Source organism: uncultured Stenotrophomonas sp. (genome assembly GCF_945952405.1).
Classification (GTDB): domain Bacteria; phylum Pseudomonadota; class Gammaproteobacteria; order Xanthomonadales; family Xanthomonadaceae; genus Stenotrophomonas.
The window spans coordinates 1-16,375 of sequence record NZ_CAMFIA010000012.1 but is presented as its reverse complement, the minus strand read 5'-3'; the positions used below and the strand labels follow the sequence as shown (position 1 = coordinate 16,375).

General features: G+C 69.6%; 18 protein-coding genes. 6 read left to right on the top strand and 12 right to left on the bottom strand.

Translation table 11 applies throughout. The features are described from left to right. Positions 1-6 precede the first annotated feature (6 nt). From uvrC to Q0P60_RS13215, 11 genes are all read right to left on the bottom strand, one after another. Positions 7-1,851: an excinuclease ABC subunit UvrC gene (gene uvrC, locus Q0P60_RS13265; RefSeq protein WP_294994076.1), complete on the bottom strand. Its 1,845-nt coding sequence runs from the start codon at positions 1,849-1,851 to the stop codon at positions 7-9. Further along, positions 1,848-3,260, bottom strand: a complete 1,413-nt coding sequence (locus Q0P60_RS13260; RefSeq protein WP_294994072.1) for a hypothetical protein — start codon at positions 3,258-3,260, stop codon at positions 1,848-1,850. Before Q0P60_RS13260 ends, uvrC begins: the two co-directional genes overlap by 4 nt. Beyond that, a complete protein-coding gene (locus Q0P60_RS13255) occupies positions 3,257-3,745 on the bottom strand; it encodes a low molecular weight protein-tyrosine-phosphatase (protein ID WP_294994068.1) in 489 nt (162 codons plus the stop codon). The genes Q0P60_RS13260 and Q0P60_RS13255 overlap by 4 nt, the downstream gene beginning before the upstream one ends. Then, positions 3,742-4,515, bottom strand: coding sequence for a 3-deoxy-manno-octulosonate cytidylyltransferase (kdsB, locus tag Q0P60_RS13250; RefSeq protein WP_294994065.1), 774 nt, complete (start codon positions 4,513-4,515; stop codon positions 3,742-3,744). Before kdsB ends, Q0P60_RS13255 begins: the two co-directional genes overlap by 4 nt. Before the next feature lie 75 nt (positions 4,516-4,590). Further along, complete coding sequence (lpxK, locus tag Q0P60_RS13245; RefSeq protein WP_294994062.1) at positions 4,591-5,610, bottom strand: tetraacyldisaccharide 4'-kinase; 1,020 nt, start codon at positions 5,608-5,610, stop codon at positions 4,591-4,593. After that, positions 5,610-7,358, bottom strand: coding sequence for a lipid A export permease/ATP-binding protein MsbA (msbA, locus tag Q0P60_RS13240; protein ID WP_294994059.1), 1,749 nt, complete (start codon positions 7,356-7,358; stop codon positions 5,610-5,612). Before msbA ends, lpxK begins: the two co-directional genes overlap by 1 nt. Next, positions 7,355-7,777, bottom strand: coding sequence for a biopolymer transporter ExbD (locus Q0P60_RS13235; RefSeq protein WP_004152323.1), 423 nt, complete (start codon positions 7,775-7,777; stop codon positions 7,355-7,357). The genes msbA and Q0P60_RS13235 overlap by 4 nt, the downstream gene beginning before the upstream one ends. Positions 7,778-7,780: 3 nt before the next feature. Continuing rightward, positions 7,781-8,443, bottom strand: a complete 663-nt coding sequence (locus Q0P60_RS13230; protein WP_294994055.1) for a MotA/TolQ/ExbB proton channel family protein — start codon at positions 8,441-8,443, stop codon at positions 7,781-7,783. A gap of 3 nt (positions 8,444-8,446) precedes the next feature. Beyond that, positions 8,447-10,846 (bottom strand): DNA internalization-related competence protein ComEC/Rec2, encoded by a 2,400-nt coding sequence (locus Q0P60_RS13225; protein WP_294994052.1) that lies wholly within the window; start codon positions 10,844-10,846, stop codon positions 8,447-8,449. A gap of 59 nt (positions 10,847-10,905) precedes the next feature. Next, positions 10,906-12,249 (bottom strand): HAMP domain-containing sensor histidine kinase, encoded by a 1,344-nt coding sequence (locus Q0P60_RS13220; RefSeq protein WP_294994049.1) that lies wholly within the window; start codon positions 12,247-12,249, stop codon positions 10,906-10,908. 1 nt (position 12,250) lies between these two features. Continuing rightward, positions 12,251-12,922: a response regulator transcription factor gene (locus Q0P60_RS13215; protein ID WP_294994046.1), complete on the bottom strand. Its 672-nt coding sequence runs from the start codon at positions 12,920-12,922 to the stop codon at positions 12,251-12,253. Positions 12,923-13,067: 145 nt separating this feature from the next. On the opposite strand from Q0P60_RS13215, the gene Q0P60_RS13210 reads away from it, so the two are divergent. After that, on the top strand, positions 13,068-13,835 hold the full coding sequence (locus Q0P60_RS13210) for a MipA/OmpV family protein (RefSeq protein WP_294994043.1): 768 nt from the start codon (positions 13,068-13,070) through the stop codon (positions 13,833-13,835). Positions 13,836-13,867: 32 nt separating this feature from the next. Further along, positions 13,868-14,152, top strand: a complete 285-nt coding sequence (locus Q0P60_RS13205) for a hypothetical protein (RefSeq protein ID WP_294994040.1) — start codon at positions 13,868-13,870, stop codon at positions 14,150-14,152. 50 nt (positions 14,153-14,202) lie between these two features. Here the strand turns inward: Q0P60_RS13205 and Q0P60_RS13200 are convergent, their stop codons facing one another. Next, entirely contained in the window at positions 14,203-14,343 is a 141-nt protein-coding gene (locus Q0P60_RS13200; protein WP_294994037.1) for a hypothetical protein, read from the bottom strand. Between the two features lie 161 nt (positions 14,344-14,504). On the opposite strand from Q0P60_RS13200, the gene Q0P60_RS13195 reads away from it, so the two are divergent. The 4 genes from Q0P60_RS13195 (at position 14,505) to Q0P60_RS13180 (ending at position 16,225) form a co-directional block, all read left to right on the top strand. Further along, positions 14,505-15,074, top strand: coding sequence for a TlpA disulfide reductase family protein (locus Q0P60_RS13195; protein WP_294994034.1), 570 nt, complete (start codon positions 14,505-14,507; stop codon positions 15,072-15,074). 113 nt (positions 15,075-15,187) lie between these two features. After that, entirely contained in the window at positions 15,188-15,379 is a 192-nt protein-coding gene (locus Q0P60_RS13190) for a hypothetical protein (RefSeq protein ID WP_294994032.1), read from the top strand. Positions 15,380-15,442: 63 nt separating this feature from the next. Continuing rightward, entirely contained in the window at positions 15,443-15,637 is a 195-nt protein-coding gene (locus Q0P60_RS13185; RefSeq protein ID WP_294994029.1) for a hypothetical protein, read from the top strand. A 255-nt stretch (positions 15,638-15,892) separates the two neighbouring features. Then, positions 15,893-16,225 carry a hypothetical protein gene (locus tag Q0P60_RS13180; protein ID WP_294994026.1) on the top strand — a complete coding sequence of 111 codons (333 nt, stop codon included), beginning with the start codon at positions 15,893-15,895 and terminating at the stop codon, positions 16,223-16,225. Positions 16,226-16,375: the final 150 nt, after the last annotated feature.

Genomic DNA, 16,375 nt, shown 5'->3' with positions numbered 1-16,375 from the left:
CTCTCTCTACTCGGCCGCATCAGGCGTGGCCAACCCGTGCAGGTTAGCGTAGATACGTGCCGCAAGGGCGTCATTGATGCCTTCCACCTTGGCGATTTCCGCTTCACCGGCGGCCTTCAGGCCGACCAGCCCGCCGAAATGCTTGAGCAAGCTGGCGCGCCGGCGCGGGCCGATGCCGGGGATATCCTCCAGCTTGCTGGTCATCCGCGCCTTCTGGCGACGGCCGCGATGGCCGGTGATGGCGAAGCGGTGCGCCTCGTCACGCACCTGCTGGATGAACTGCAGCGCGGGATTGGCCGCGCCCGGGCGCAGTTCGCGGCCATCCGGCATCACCAGCGCTTCGTGCCCGGCGCGGCGCTCCACGCCCTTGGCCACGCCCACCAGCAGCACGCCCTCCACGCCGAGGTCGGCCAGCGCGGCCTGGGCCTGCGCCAGCTGGCCGGCGCCACCATCGATCAGCAGCACGTCCGGCAGCACGCCCTGCTCTTCCACCGCACGGCGGAAGCGGCGGTCGATCGCCTGGCGCATGGCGGCATAGTCATCGCCCGGCTCGATGCCGCTGATGTTGAAGCGGCGGTACTGCGCACGCACCGGGCCGGCGGCGTCGAACACCACGCACGAGGCCACGGTGGCCTCGCCCAGGGTATGGCTGATGTCGAAGCATTCGACCCGCTTGACCGGCTCGGCCAGGCCGAGCATCTCGCGCAGGGCGTCACTGCGCGCGTGCTGCGCGTTGCGGCTGTTGAGTTCGGTGGCCAGGGTCAGCTGCGCGTTGCGGCTGGCCAGTTCCACGTAACCGGCACGCTCCCCGCGCACATTCCACTTCAGCTGCACCTTGCGCTCGGCCGAGGCCGACAGCGCGGCAACCAGCAGGTCGGCATCGGGAATCTCGCGGTCGAGCAGGATCTCGCGGGGGGGTTCGAACTCGATGTAGTACTGCGAGACGAATGCGGCCAGCACCTCCTCCGCGCTGTCTTCGCCATTGGTGCGCGGGAAGAACGGGCGGGTGCCGAGGTTGCGGCCATCACGGAACGCCAGCAGCAGCACGCAGGCCTGCGAGCCCTGCATGGCCACCGCCAGCACGTCCAGGTCGGCGGCGCGGCCATCCACGTACTGCCGGGTCTGCATGCTGCGCAGCGAGGAGATCAGGTCGCGCAGGCGGGCGGCCTGCTCGAATTCCAGCGCTTCACTGGCGGCCTGCATCTGCTCGCCCAGCTCGCGGGTCAGCTCGTCGCTCTTGCCCTCCAGGAACAGCGCGGCACGGCGCACCGATTCGGCATACTCCGGTGCCGGCACCAGCTCCACGCAGGGCGCGCTGCAGCGACCGATCTGGTACTGCAGGCAGGGCCGCGAGCGATTGCGGAACACGCTGTCCTCGCAGCTGCGCAGCTTGAACAGCTTGTGCATCAGGTTCAGCGTTTCGCGTACCGCGGTGACCCCGGGATACGGCCCGAAATAGCGCCCTGGAATGGCTCGCGGACCGCGATGCAGTGCGATGCGCGGCCAGTCCTCGCGGGTCAGCAGCACATGCGGATAGGTCTTGTCGTCGCGCAGTGACACGTTGTATCGCGGCGACAGCGACTTGATCAGCTGGTTTTCCAGCAGCAACGCTTCCGCTTCCGAGCGCGTGACCGTCACGTCCATGCGCGCGATCTGCGAGATCATCGACATGATCCGGGCGTTCTTCGGGCTGCCGTTGAAGTAGCTGCCGACACGGTTGCGCAGCGCGCGCGCCTTGCCTACGTACAACAGGGTGTCGTCGGCGGCATACATGCGGTACACGCCGGGTGCGGTGCTGAGCTGGGCCGCGAAGGCCTTGCCATCGAAGGCCGGGGCGGGAACGTCGGTCATTCGCTGATCGGCACTTCGCTGAGCACGCCACTGTCGGGGTCGAGGCGCAGCACGGCATGGGCGTCGGTCTCGGCGATCCACACCGCACCGGCTCCCACCGCCAGCCCGGCCGGGCCATGCAGGCGGCGCGGCAGCGACTGCGTCGTCAGTTCACCGCCGCCCAGGCGCAGCGTGCGCAGGCGGCCGTTGCCGCTATCGGCGATCCACAGCAGCGGGGCATCCGGGCTCAGCGCGATCGCCTGCGGAAACTGCAGGCTGGCCTGCGCACGCGGGCCGTCTTCGCTGCCGAAACGCCACGGCCCCTGCCCGACCAGGGTCTGCACCAGGTCTCCGCGCAACTGCAGCGCCCGGATCGAGGAGCCCAGCGCATCGGCCACGTACAGCACCTGCTGCACCACGGCCAACGCCGAGGGTTGCGCGAACGCGGCCAGATGGCCGCTGCCGTCGCGCTCGTCGATGGCACCGCTGCCGGCGCGCCACTGCAGGCTGCGCTGGCCGAGGTGATAGCTCCAGATGCGGTTGTCGCCGGCCATGGCGATGTGCAGCTGGTTGTCGGCAATGGCCAGGCCGACCGGATGGTCCAGCGATACCTGCCGTGCCTGCGCGACCGGGCCTTCCACCGGCGCACCCGGGCGGCCGTTGCCGCACAGGGTATCGACCATGCCGGTCAGCAGGTTGATGCGACGCACGGCATGGTTGCCGGTGTCGGCCACGTACAGCGACTCCCGCTCCAGCACCAGCGCCTGCGGGCGGTGGAAGGCGGCCTCGGCGAGGTTGCCGTCCATGAAATCGGCGGTGCCCAGCCCGAACTGGCGCAGGATGCGGCCGCCATGGCTGCATTCGAGGATGCGGTGGTGGCCGCTGTCGGCGATATACAGGCGTTCGGTGCTGACCGCCAGGCCGAGCGGGAAGCGCAGCGGCTGGCGCGGCTCCGGATGCAGCTCGGTGCCGCCGCGCGATGGCGCCGACGGCGCGCCCTCGCACAGGGCGTTCAGGGCACGCTCCAGCTCACCGGGCGCGCCCAGCCCGACCAGGCGCTGCTGCTCACGGCCCTGTGCATCGAGCAGCACCAGGGTCGGCCAGGCGGTGATGCCGAAGCGACGCCAGCCGTCCCAGTCCGCATCGAGCAGCACCGGCATCGACAGGCCCTGGCGCCGCAGCAGTTTCAGTGCGGCACCGGCATCACGCTCGAAATCGAAACGCGGCACCTGCAGCACCAGCGGCTGCAGCTTGCCGGGATGGCGCGACAGCCATTGGCCGAACTCGGCCAGGCGCTGCGCACTCCACGCGGAGGCGGCGTTGACGAACAACAGCGCCACCGGCCGACCGCGCAGTTCGGTCAGCGTGCAGGGGGCGGCATTGAGCCAGGTGGCGAACTCGGGCAGGTCCGGGACGGGCTGGACGTTCATGACCCGATTATGCCGGAGTCGGCGTCATGCAACAGTCGTGCCACTGCACGTTCTGCAGCAGCGTCGACCAGCGACCAGACCTGTTCGAAGTGATCGCTGCCGCCGGTATAGGGATCCGGGATCGCCACCGGCCCTTCCCCGCCCGACCACGGCAGGTACAGCGCCAACCGCTCGCGGCGGCCCGGCGTCGCCAGGCGCGCGGCATCCCGCAGGTTGGCTTCGTCAGCGCACAGGATCCAGTCGAACCGGTCGAAATCCGCGGCCTGCAGCTGGCGCGCGCGCAGGCCTGCGATGTCCACGCCATGCCCTGCGGCGCAGGCGATCGCGCGCCGGTCCGGGGCTTCACCCACATGCCAGTCGCCGGTGCCGGCCGAATCGACCTGCACCCGACCCGCCAGCGGCGATGCCTCCAGGCGTGCGCGCAGCGCGCCTTCGGCCATCGGCGAACGGCAGATGTTGCCGAGGCAGACGACCAGCAGCTTCATCGCGTGGCCATCGCCTGCAGCAGTGCTTCGGCGCGCTCGAGATCCTCGGGGGTGTCGATGCCCGGCGGGAACGGTTGCGGCGAGATCGCCACGCTGATCGGGTAGCCGGCCTCCAGCACGCGCAGCTGTTCCAGCGACTCGACCTGCTCCAGCTGGCCCGGCGGCATCGCCGCGAACTGCTGCAGGAAACCGGCGCGATAGCCGTAGATGCCGATATGGCGCAGCCAGGCGTGGCCGTCCGGCAGCGTATCGCGGCTGCGCGCGAAGCCATCGCGGTGCCAGGCGATCGGCGCTCGGCTGAAATACATCGCCTCGTTGCGTACGTTGCGCACCAGCTTGACCACGTTCGGGTCGAACAGCGTGTGCGCATCCTCGACCAGGGTGGCCAGGGTCGACATCGGTGCGCTGCCGCCGACCAGTGCCTCGGCCACCGCGCGGATGCCGGCGGCCGGTGCGAACGGCTCATCGCCCTGCAGATTGACCACCACGGTATCGTCAGCCCAGCCGGCAATGCGTGCGCATTCGGCCAGGCGGTCGGTGCCGGACGCGTGCGAGGCGGCGGTCATCGCCACCTTCACTTCGGCCAGCCCGGACAGCGCATCGGCGATGCGCTGATCATCGGTGGCAACCCAGACCTCGCCGGCGCCCGCCTGCAGCGCGCGGCGCGCCACGTGCAGGACCAGGGGTTCACCGCCCAGCAGGCGCAGCGGCTTGCCCGGCAGCCGCGAGGCGGCGTAGCGGGCCGGAATGGCGACGACGAATTCAGTCATGCAGGCGGTACTCGGCAGGCTCATTGCAACGGGAATGCGGTCGGCGCCCGCTGAATGCAAGCGCCGCCGCGCCACTCAGTTCGGTCTCAGCTTGTCCAGCCGATCGGTCAACGCCACCCAGAACGCCGCCGGCAGTTCGGCGCGCAGCGGCACCGCGTAATGCCAGTCGTTGCCGAAGGCGCGGCATTTCACCGCGTCCTTCTCGGTCATCAGCACCGGCAGCTGGCTGCCGAAGGACAGGTCCTGCGGCTGGTAGGCCTGATGGTCGGCAAAGGCATGCGGCACCACGCCGATGCCGCGCGCGCGCAGCATGTCGAAGAAGCGCTGCGGGTGGGCGATGCCGGCCACCGCGTGCACGCGCTGGCCCTTGAAGTACGCAAGCGGGCGCGCACGGCCGCCGGCCAGCGGCTGCGCGTTGTCGATGTGCAGGGCCATCGGCCACTGGCCGAATCCGCAGGCCTGCGCGGCGGCGGCCTCGTCGGCCTGGCCAAGGTTGACCACGCGGAAATCGCAGTCACTGGCACGGCTGACCGGCTCGCGCAGCGGCCCGGCCGGAATCATCCGGCCGTTGCCGTAGCGACGCTGGGCATCGACCACCTCGATCTCGATGTCGCGCGCCAGCCGGTAGTGCTGCAGGCCGTCATCGCAGACGATCACATCGCAGCCGGCCTCGATCAGCGCCCTGCCGGCAGCGACGCGGTCGCGGTCGACGCGCACCGGCACACCGGTCTTCCATGCGATCAGGACCGGTTCGTCGCCGCCCTTGGCGGTCGGCGTATCGGCCTGCACCCACAACGGCGTGTCGGCATCCTCGCGGCCATAGCCACGGCTGGCGACGCCCGGCTTCCAGCCGGCCGCACGCAGGCGCTCGACCAGGGCAATGGTCAACGGCGTCTTGCCGGTACCACCGGCGGTGATGTTGCCGACCACGATGACCGGCACCGGCAACGTGTAGTGCTTGCGCCAGCCACGCCGGTAGGCACGCCGGCGCAGCGCGGTGACGCCGGCGTACAGCGGCGCCAGCAGGCGCATCGCCCACGGAACCGGGCTGCCGTCGTACCAGTATGGCGGGGTCTGGGTACCCTTGCCGGCCATCAGTCCTGCCTTTCGCGGAACTGCATGCTGTGCAGATGCTGGTACAGGCCGCCCATGGCGAGCAGCTCCTTGTGGGTACCGCGTTCGACGATGCGGCCGTGGTCCATCACCAGCACCAGGTCGGCGTGCTCGATGGTCGACAGGCGGTGCGCGATGACCAGCGTGGTGCGCTCGGGCATCAGGCGCTGCAGCGCATCCTGCACCAGCCGCTCGGACTCGTTGTCCAGTGCGGCGGTGGCCTCGTCGAGGATCAGGATCGGCGCGTCACGCAGGATCGCGCGGGCGATCGCCAGGCGCTGGCGCTGGCCGCCGGACAGCAGCGCACCGTTCTCGCCGACCGGGGTCTGCAGCTGCTGCGGCATGCGTGCGATGAACTCCCATGCATTGGCCGCTTCAGCGGCCGCGCGGATCTGCTCGTCGCTGGCGTCCATGCCGTAGGCGATGTTGGCGGCGATGGTGTCATCGAACAGCATGACCTTCTGCCCGACCATTGCCACCTGGCGGCGCAGGTCGGCCAGCGGATAGTCGTCCAGCGCGACGCCATCGAGGGTGATGCGCCCGCCACTGGGCTCGTAGAAGCGCGGCACCAGCCGGATCAGGCTGGTCTTGCCGCTGCCGGAACGGCCGACAATCGCGGTGACGGTACCGGGCCGGGCCACGAAGCTGATGTCGTCCAGGGCGATGCCGCTGTCCTCGCGGTAACGCAGCATCACGTGGTCGAAGGCCAGTTCGCCCCGCACGCGCTGCACCGTGGTACGGCCTTGGTCACGCTCGACCGGCATGTCGAGGATGCCGAACAGGCGCTCGGCGGCGGCCACGCCGCGCGAGATCGAGGTCTGCACGCTGGTCAGGCGCCGCAGCGAAGGAATGATCGCCATCATCGAGGTCATCAGGCCCATGAACTGGCCGGCATTGAGGCGGCCGGCCAGCGCTTCACGGGTCGACACCCAGACGATGACCGCCAGCGCCAGCGCTGCCAGGAACTGGACCACGCTGGACGCGGCGGCACGGGTGACTTCCACCTTCATGTTCAGCGACAGCATGCGGTTGGCCAGGCGCGAGTAGCGCGAGATCTCATGCTGCTGGGTGCCATGCACCTTCACTTCCTGCTGCGCGGCCAGCGACTGCTCGGCGGTCTGCGCCATCGAGCCCATGCCGTCCTGGATGCCGCGGCTGATGCGCCGGTAGCGCTTGCCCACATAGGACACGATCACGCCGATCAGCGGCACCACCACCAGCATCGCAACGGTGACCTTGACGCTCATCTGCAGCATCACCGCCAGCATCGCGATGATGGTCAGGGTGTCGGCCACCACGGTCTTGAGGGCATCGGCACTGGCCTGGGTGACCTGCTCGGTGTCGAAGTTCAGGCGGCTGACCATCACCGGCGTCGCTTCGGTATCGAAATGCGAGGACGGCAGGTGCAGGTACTTGGCCAGCACCTGCTCGCGCAGGTCGCGCACCACGCTGCGGCCGGTCTTGGCCAGCGCATAGTCGCTGACCCAGGTGGCGAGGCTGCGCATCAGGAACAGGCCGAGGATGGTCAGCGGCAGGATCACCGCCATGCGCGGTTCCGGATTGACGAAACCGCGGTTGACCAGCGGTTCCATCAGCTTGGTGAAGTGGTAGCCGGCCAGGGCTTCGACCACCATCGCGATCACCGCAGCCACCATGAACACCCAGTAGGCGCGGGTGTACCCCAGCAGTCGTTTGTAGATCGGCCACACCGGCGCGTGATTGGAACTCATGGACGCACCTCGGGTGCAGTTGCAATGGCAATACGGCGGAAGCCGAGCTGACCCAGCGCGTCCTGCGCGGTCACCACGGCCTGGTAGGGGGTGCGCGCGTCGGCACGCAGCAGCACGGTCTGCTCGCGATCACTGCCAGCGACCGCGGCGATGGTCTGCTTGACCGACTCCACGTCGCTGCGCAGCACTTCCTGGTCATTGATGAAATAGCGGCCTTCGGCGTTGATCAACACGCTCAGCGAGCGCGGCGGCTCGTTGGTCTGCTGCTGGCTGGCGGTGGGCAGCTGCACCTGCAGCGTCGAGCGCGCGTCGAAGGTGGTGGTGACCACGAAGAAGATGATCAGCACCAGGATGACGTCGATCAGCGGCACCAGATCGATATGCGGCTCATCCTGGGATCGGTCATTGCCGATACGCATCGATCAGGCCTTCGCCGTGGCGGCGCCGGCAGCACGCGCGGCCGGCGCCGGGTTCATCACCCCGGGGCGACCGTCGAGCGTATCCAGCAAGGCGCTGGCCTCCTGCTCCATCTCGACCACGTAGCCGTGGATACGCCCCTTGAAGTAGCGATGGAACATCAGTGCCGGGATCGCCACGATCATGCCGGTGGCGGTACACACCAGCGCCTTGCCGATGCCGCCGGCCAGCTGGTTCACGTCGCCCACGCCGTGGTCGAGGATGCCCAGGAACATCTGGATCATGCCGATCACCGTGCCGAGCAGGCCCAGCAGCGGACCCGCCGAGGCGATCGTGCCCAGTGCGTTGAGGAAACGCTCCATGCGGTGCACCAGGTGGCGGCCGGTGTCTTCGATGCGCTCGCGCATCTGGTCACGCGGGCGGTTGCGCGCTTCCAGCGCGGCTGCCAGCAGCGCGCCCAGCGGCGAATTGGAACGCAGGGTCTGCAGGTGGGCCGGGTCAAGCTTGCCGCGTGCGGCCCAGTTGCGCACTTCCTGGCCGAGGCCGGGCGGCAGCACTTCCGTACGCCGCAGGGACCAGAAACGCTCCAGGATGATCGCCAAAGCCAGTACGCCCAACAGCAGCAGCGGCACCATCGGCCAGCCACCGGCCTTGACCAGTTCCCACACGTTTCAACCCTCCGGCCCAACGGCCGCTTGTTCGATCGGCGATAGGATAGCAGCCGACCGTGCCCGCCCAGCGGCATCCCACCACCGGGATGCGTGGATACGCTGTTCACGCAGCTGCAGCCCTTGTGCGCCAAGCCATACGCGGATTGCCCCGGAATCCGCCGTGGCCAGCACCTCGGCCCCTTGCGCCCGCCAGCGCTGGACCACGTCCTGGCGTGGATGGCCAAAACGGTTGCCGTGCCCGGCCGAGACCACCGCCAGCCGCGGCGCCACCGCCGCCACCCATGGCGCGCTGGAGCTGCCGCCGCTGCCGTGGTGCGGCACCAGCACCACATCGGCCTTCAGCGTGGCCACCGCGGCCTGCAGCAACACCTGCTCGGTCGCTCGACCGATGTCACCGGGCAGCAGCACCACCCCGTGGCGGCTGGCGACGCGCAGCACGCAGCTGTCCTCGTTGTCGGCCGGGCCGCGGTCCGGCGCCGGATGCAGCACCTGGAAGTCGACACCGTCCCAGCGCCAGCGCATCCCCTGCTGGCACGCGGCCGCGCCAGCAATGGCACTGCCGGGTGGCGCCAGCAGCCGCAGCCCGGGCAGCTGCCGGCGCAGACCGGGCAGGCTGCCGGTGTGGTCAAGGTGGTCATGGCTGAACATCACCTGCTGCGGTGGCGACTGACCCAGCGCGCGCAGGGCCGGGAGCAGGATCCGTTCGTTGCCGTCGCCCCCGGTCGGCGGCCCGACGTCGTACCAGAGCGCGTGCCGCGCGGTGCGCAGTAATACCGCCGTGCCCTGGCCGACATCGTGCACCAGCAGCTCCAGCTCGCCTTCGGCGGGCCCCTGCCGGGCCGGCCACAGCAGCGGCAGGCATAACAGCAGGCCGGCCAGGCCGCCTCCGGCGCCGCGTGGCAGCAGCCACCAGGCCACCCCCAGCAGCGCCGCCGGCAGCGCCCAGCCCGGCGCCTCGGCCAGCCACCACATCGCCTGCGGGTGCTGCGCCAGCGGCTGCAGGACCTGCCAGCTGGACTCGAACAGCGCGGCCGCAGCGCGCCACGCCCAGCCGCCAGCGCCCTCATGCAGGGCGTGCAGCGCAGTACCGAGCAGCGACAGCGGCACCACCAGCAGCGTCCAGTACGGGATGACCGGCAGATTGACCAGCGGCCCCAGCCGCGCGGTGCCGCCGAACAGGACCACGCACAGCGGCAGCAGGCCGAGACTGGCCACCCCCTGCGCGGCCAGCAGGCCCCGCAGGCCGCCGCCAATGCCTTCCGGCCCGCTGCGCGGCAGGCACCACAGCAACCACAGCACGCCGGCAAAGCTGAGCCAGAAGCCGGCCGACAGCACCGACAGCGGCGCCGGCAACAGCATCGCCATCGCGGCCAGTGCCAGCCCCTGCCCCGCACCGACCGCGCGGCGTCCGCTACGCGCCACGGCCACCAGCGCGATCATCAGCGCTGCACGTACCGTCGGCAGCGCACTGCCGGCCACCATCGCATAGGTCGCGCCAACCAGCGCCGCGGCCCAGGCCGCCGCCTGCGGGCGTGGCCAGTACCGGCCCAGTACCGGGCACAACGCCCACGCCAGGCGGCACAGCAGCACGCCGAATCCGGCAACGACGCCCACGTGGAAACCCGAAATCGCCACCAGGTGGGTCAGGCCCAGCGCGCGCAGGTGTTCCCAGTCGGTGTCGGACAGGCCGCGGGTATCCCCCAGCGCCAGCGCCTGCACGAAGCGCGCCGCCGGATGCGCCACCTGCGTGGCAATCGCTTCGCTGCTGCGTTCGCGCCAGGCCAGCAGGCCCCGCGCCGGCTGCCACTCGCGCGCATGCTGCGGTTCATGCACCGTGCCCGTGCCGGAGAGGCCCCGCACCAGGGCGTGGCGCTCGCCATCGAAGCCGCCGGGATTGATCCGCGAGCGTGGCGCCCGCACACGCAATGACAGCTGCCAGTGCGCGCCGGCACGCAGCGCACGGCGTGCACGCTCGGTGCCGCGCATCGGCGGGCCACGCCAGGAGTCATTCCAGGTCACCTGCAGGCGCTTGCCGCGCAATGAGGGCAGCGCCTCGGCCTGGTCAACCTGCAGTTCGAACCGGGTATGGCGCGGGCCGTGGCGCGGAAGATCGATCACCTTGCCGCGCACCTGCACCACCTGCGCCGGCGTACCCGCCGGCAGCTGCCGGTGCAGCGCCCACTGCCCATGCAGCGCCGCCCACGCCACGCCGAACAGCGCCGCTGCCGCGACCCGGCCCCGCCAGCGCCGCAGCCAGCCGGCGGCGGCGGCAACCGCCAACGGCGCGCACAGCCACAGCGGCAGCAGCACCGGCATCTGCACGCAGGCCAGCGCGCCCAGCACCAGCCCAGCGGCGCAGCCCGCACCGAGCAGCGGCGGAAAGGTTCGTTCGGCGACCATTGCTGCAGCCTGCCGCCAGCCGCGGCAGGCTGCCTATCGGCGGTTTCCGCACGTGGCTGTCAGCGCCTGACGGTACCGCGGTGGAAATTGACCCGGAAGCTGGCGCCGCCCCCGGCAGCCTCGCCGACGCTGACCGAGCCGCCGTGGTGCTGCACGATCTCCTTCACCAGATGCAGCCCCAGGCCACTGCCGCTGCCGGCCGCGCGCAGGCGGTGGAAGGGCTCGAAGATCGCCTCGCGGTCACCCACCGGAATACCGGCGCCCTGGTCACTGACTTCCAGCAGGCCACGTGCATCCAGGCGTACGCAGATGGTGCCGCGCCCGCCGCCGTGGACGATGGCGTTGTGCACCAGGTTGGCGATCACCCGCCCCAGCGCCAGGCTGTCGCCGTGGATCCACACCGGCGCCTCCGGTGCGTCGACTTCGAAACCATATCCGGCGCCGACCACCAGCGGGGCCAGCTCGGCGGCGGCCTCGCGCACCAGCAGTGCCAGGTCCAACCGCTGCAGGGCACCGACATTGCGGTCAAGCCGCTGCAGGTCGAGCAGGTGCTCGGCAACATTGCCCAGCCGCGCAACGTCGGTCAGCAGCTGCGACTTGAGCTCGCCCTGCGGCAGCTGCGACAGGCGCGCCTGCACCACCGCGATCGGCACGCGCAGTTCGTGCGCGGCGTCGGCGAGGAACTTGTCACGCGCCGCATAGCCCTGCTGCACCTTGTCGATCGCATCGTTGAACGCTTCCACCAGCGGCGCGACCTCGGTCGACACCAGCTGCGCATCCAGGCGCGCCCCGGGCTGGCCGATGTCCAGCTCCTTGGCCTGCTGCGCGGAACGACGCACGCCGCGCATCGCGCGATGGATCACGGTCGGCATCACCAGCAGCGTGACCACCATCAATGGCAGGAAGAACCACAACCCGATCAGGCGCAGCACCATCAGCGCGCCGTCCAGCAGTCCGCCCTTCGGTGCGCCACCCACCATCACCGTGATGCGCCGTCCATCCTCGTTGCGGATCATCACCCGCGCCACGTCCAGGTACGGCGGCACCAGCGAACCGAGTTCGGTCGCTCCCAGGGTCGGCAACCGCGCCAGCAGCGGTGCATGGATCGCCGGAATCGTGCCGCGCTCCAGCCACACACCCTTGTCGTCGACCGCGGCGAACCAGAGGTTGCCACCGGCGCCGGCGTCGAGCCTGTCCCAGCGCGCCTGGTCCAGCACCAGCCGGCCGCCCTCGCTGTGGACCGCCTTGGCCACCGCTTCGGCAACGAACATGTCCATGCCCCAGGAGTCCTTGTCGCCCCAGGTCAGGATCAGCGCGACCACCGCGAACAGCACGGTGAACGCCTGCGCCAGGAACAGGCGCCAGGCCAGCCCCAGCGTGATGGATCGGATCGGGCGCGCCATCTCAGGCCTCCGCCAGCAGGTAGCCGACGCCGCGGATCACATGGATCTCCACGCCGGCACCGGCCTGCTGCAGCGCCTTGCGCAGCTTGGAGATATGCGCGTCGAGCGCATTGGACTGGATCTCATCGTCGAAGCCATACACCGCCGCCTCCAGCGCACTGCGGGTGACCGTGCGCCCCTGCCGCATCGCCAGCGCCTGCAGCACCAGCACCTGCCGGCGCGGCAGCGCCAACGGCTGGCCATCCACCTGCGCCTGCAGCGATTCGAAATCGAACGCCAGCCGGCCCAGCTGCAGGCGCGGTGTCACCATCGCCGATGGCCGCCGCGATACGGCACGGATGCGCGCCATCAGCTCCTCGATCGCCACCGGCTTGACCAGGTAGTCGTCGGCGCCGACATCGAGTCCCTCGACCTTGTCCGACAGCGTGCCTTTGGCGGTGAGCATGATCACCGCCAGATTCGGGCGCAGTGCGCGCGCGGTGGCGACGAATGCCGCGCCATCGCCATCGGGCAACTGGCGGTCGAGCAGCATCAGCTGGTGCACCGGTTCGCGCAGCGCGATCGCCGCTTCCGACAGGCTGCCGACCACGTCGGCGACCACGCCCTGGCGCTCCAGGCCCGATTGCAGGGCACGGGAAAGATCGGGATCGTCTTCGACCAGGAGGATGCGCATCGGGGGCTCGGCTACCGGAAACGGTGCCGATCATAGTGCCTGGCGCCTGATCATGGCGCCTTTGCGTGCCGATCGCCGCGGCGCAATGTTCTGACAATGTTGGACCCGCACCATGCCCAGCCAACCCCCGCAAAGTGGCTGATCGATGCCGTCGTTGTCCCCGACCCTGCTGCGCCCGTTGCTGTTCTCCGCTGCCATCGGCCTGCCGTTGATCGCCCAGGCCGCCGAGCGCAGCCCGGGCGTGCAGGCTGGCATCAGCGCAGGCGCAACGTCCGGCGCGTACGCACATTACGACGTCAAGCCGTTGGTGGTGCCGGCCATTTCCTGGCAGGGCCAGCGCTTCTTCGCCAGCCCCGGCTCGCTGGGCATGTACCTGTACAAGGGCGAAGGCCTGCGGCTGTCCGCCGCCGTCACGCCCTACACCCTGCGCTTCAAGACCGATGACGTGAATGATCCGCAGCTGCGTCGCCTGCACAGCCGCCAGCTGTCGGCCATGGCCGGCATCAACGCCGAGTACAGCGCGGACTGGGGCATCGTCGAGGCCAGCGTGATGCGTGAGGTCACCGGCCACGGCGGCGGCATCGAGTCGCGCCTGCACTACAGCTATCCGATCCAGGCCGGCCGCTTCACCTGGCTGCCGCGGGTGGGGGTGGTGCATTCCAGCGCACGCCTGCTCGATTACTACTACGGCATCAGCGATGAAGAAGCGCAGCGCTCCGGGCTGGCGGCCTACCGCCCGGGCAGCACCACGTCACCGAGCCTGCAGATCGCGGTCAGCACGCCGCTGGGTCCCCGATGGCGTGCAACCGGCGTGGTCGCCAACCAGTGGTTCGGCGACGCAGTGAAGGACAGCCCGATGGCACGACGTGGCACGCAGTCGTCGGCCTTCGTTTCCCTGATGCGCTCGTTCTGAGCGAGCGCCCGTTACGGACAAGGACACCCCACATGGCCTCCGTCTCCCCCACTTCCGAAGCCCACGCGATCCTGCGCGCACCCGACCTGGACAGCGCCGAACGCGCCTATCTGGGCCTGATGCCTGATCTGGAGCACGTCAATGCCCTGGCGCGCCGCGCCCTGGGCCTTTCGCGCGTCGCCGACGCGGCGCGCGGCTACGCGCTGTCGATGACCCTGGTGGGGCTGCGCCTGCAGGAACTGGAAATGGGCGAAGCAAATGCGAGGGAAACCCGCCAGGCAACGCTGCGCAGCCTGCGCCAGGCCTTCAGCGCCTGATCGCAGGTCATTCCAGCGCATGCTGAGGTGCTGTAGCCCGGCGTCGCGGCTCAGCCCAGCGTGGTCCAGGCCAGCACCACGGCCAGGATGGCCACCCAGATCACGGCCTTGAACGTGCCCTCCAGCATGTTGCCGCCGAACAGCAGTTCGAAGAAGGGATTGGGCCGGGAAACCGGAACATGGTCGCTCATCGGGAGTGATCCTGGTGGTGGCTGGAAAGTGCGCACGCCTGCCTGCGCAGTTGCCACTCTAGTACAGGCGCGCCATCAGTGGCGGCGTGGCGAACATTTGCTTAACAACCCGCGCGCCAGTTCGGGTATGTTCAGGTCAACGCTGCGTTCAAGGATGATCGATGCTCAAGCGCGTGCTGTTCCCTGTTGTCGCCCTGCTGCTGTCCGCGCTGATCATCGCGCTGGGATGGCAGAACCGCCAGCTCCGGCAGATCAACGAACAGATGGCCAGCCGGCTGCAGGACATGCAGCATGAGGCGCATGGCCTTGCACTCGGCACGCTGCCCGAAACCCTGGCGCTGAAAACCACGCAGCAGGCCAACGTGATGATCGGCGGCGTGCGCAGCGCTCCCCAGGTCCTGTACTTCTTCTCCACCGCCTGCCGCTACTGCCTGGCCTCGATGCCGCAGCTGCAGGAAATCGCCGCAGCGCGCGGGGCCAGCGAACTGGTCGGGGTCGGGCTTCCTCCCTATGAGGAACTGGCCGGCTACGCCGGCAAGCATGACCTGCGTTTCCCGATCGCCATCGACAGCGAAGGCGATGCATCCAGGCGTTACCGCGCCACGGTCACGCCCATGCTGATGGTGCTGGCCACCGATGGCAGCGTGGCCTACAAGCACGTCGGCCAGCTCGATGAGCAGGTCGTGCAGGCCGCCATGAAGTCACTGGCGCCGGGCATCGCATTGCCCTGACGCAGCGCGTGGCCCTGCAGGCCCGCATCCACCAATACCGCATTCGCGCCACAACCGGCACTCCGGTGCCTTCGGCAACTGCAACACCACAACGCCAACCCAAGGAGATACACATGATCGGAAAGAAGGTGCTTTCGTCCGTCGCCGGTATCGTCGTTGTTGCCGCGCTGTCGTTCGGCGCGTCCCAGGCCTTTGCCACCCCGGCCAAGGCCGGCTTCGCACCCGGTTGCAGCTATACCCCGGGCTGCGTGTTCGGCGGCAACGGCAGGGTCGGTGGCACGCGCATCTGCTGCCAGCCGAACTGATCCCGACCGCGCCGTCCCGCAAACGGCCATTGCAGTGCATTCCCACATCTGAAGGAGCCACGCATGATCGGTAAGAAGAAGCTGTTCTCGTCCATCGCCGGTGCCGTCGTCGTCGCCGCGCTGTCGTTCGGTGCTGCACAGGCCTTCGCCAAGCCGGTACAGACCGGTTTCGCGCCGGGCTGCGAATACACCCCCGGCTGCCCGTACGGCGGATCCGGCCACTGGAGCGGCCCGCGGATCTGCTGCGATCCGCTGTGATCGAAGCCGTAGCGGAGACAGCCTCCGCTGACCGGCTCACCCCGCCGCGGCATTGATCCAGCGCTGCGGCAATGCACGGCCACCCCGCAGTGGCCTGCACGCCGGACCGCCCGCAGCGGCGGTCCGGCACCTGCGCCCCCGGATTCATCCTTCCCGGACCGCCTTGGCGCACGCATTAGCGGCTTTCGTCGCATACCGGTTTCACCCCGCAGGAGGCAGTGCCACGCTGGACTCCCTTCTCCGGAGCACCGTGCCATGCCGATGCTTGCCCTGCTGCTGTTGTGCGCTGGCTGGTTCGGCGCTGATGCCGACGGCGCGGATGCTGCCCTGCGCAGCCAGATCCTGCAGGCGGATGCCGGGCACGCCGGCGCGCAGCCGGCACTGGACCGCGCAGCGGAGCCGACAGGCCTGCAGCTGTACCGGCTGCGCCAGGACCGCGTGCTGCGCCTGGGCCAGCAACGCCTGCCACACGACGGCCAGGCGCAACCGGCAGGCCCGGTACGTTTCGTCCAGGTCTGGGAACGGGTGGATGGTCACTGGCGGCTGCAGCGCATGGTCAGCATCGACGCGTGGGTCGCGCAGCGCTGACCCGCGGATGGCATCCGCCACCGCAAACGAAAAAAGCCGGCCCAGGGCCGGCTTTCATCGTGATCCACCGCTGCACCGGCAATGCCGGGAGCCAGGTGGTGGGCGGTACAGGGTTCGAACCTGTGACCCCTACCATGTCAAGGTAGTGCT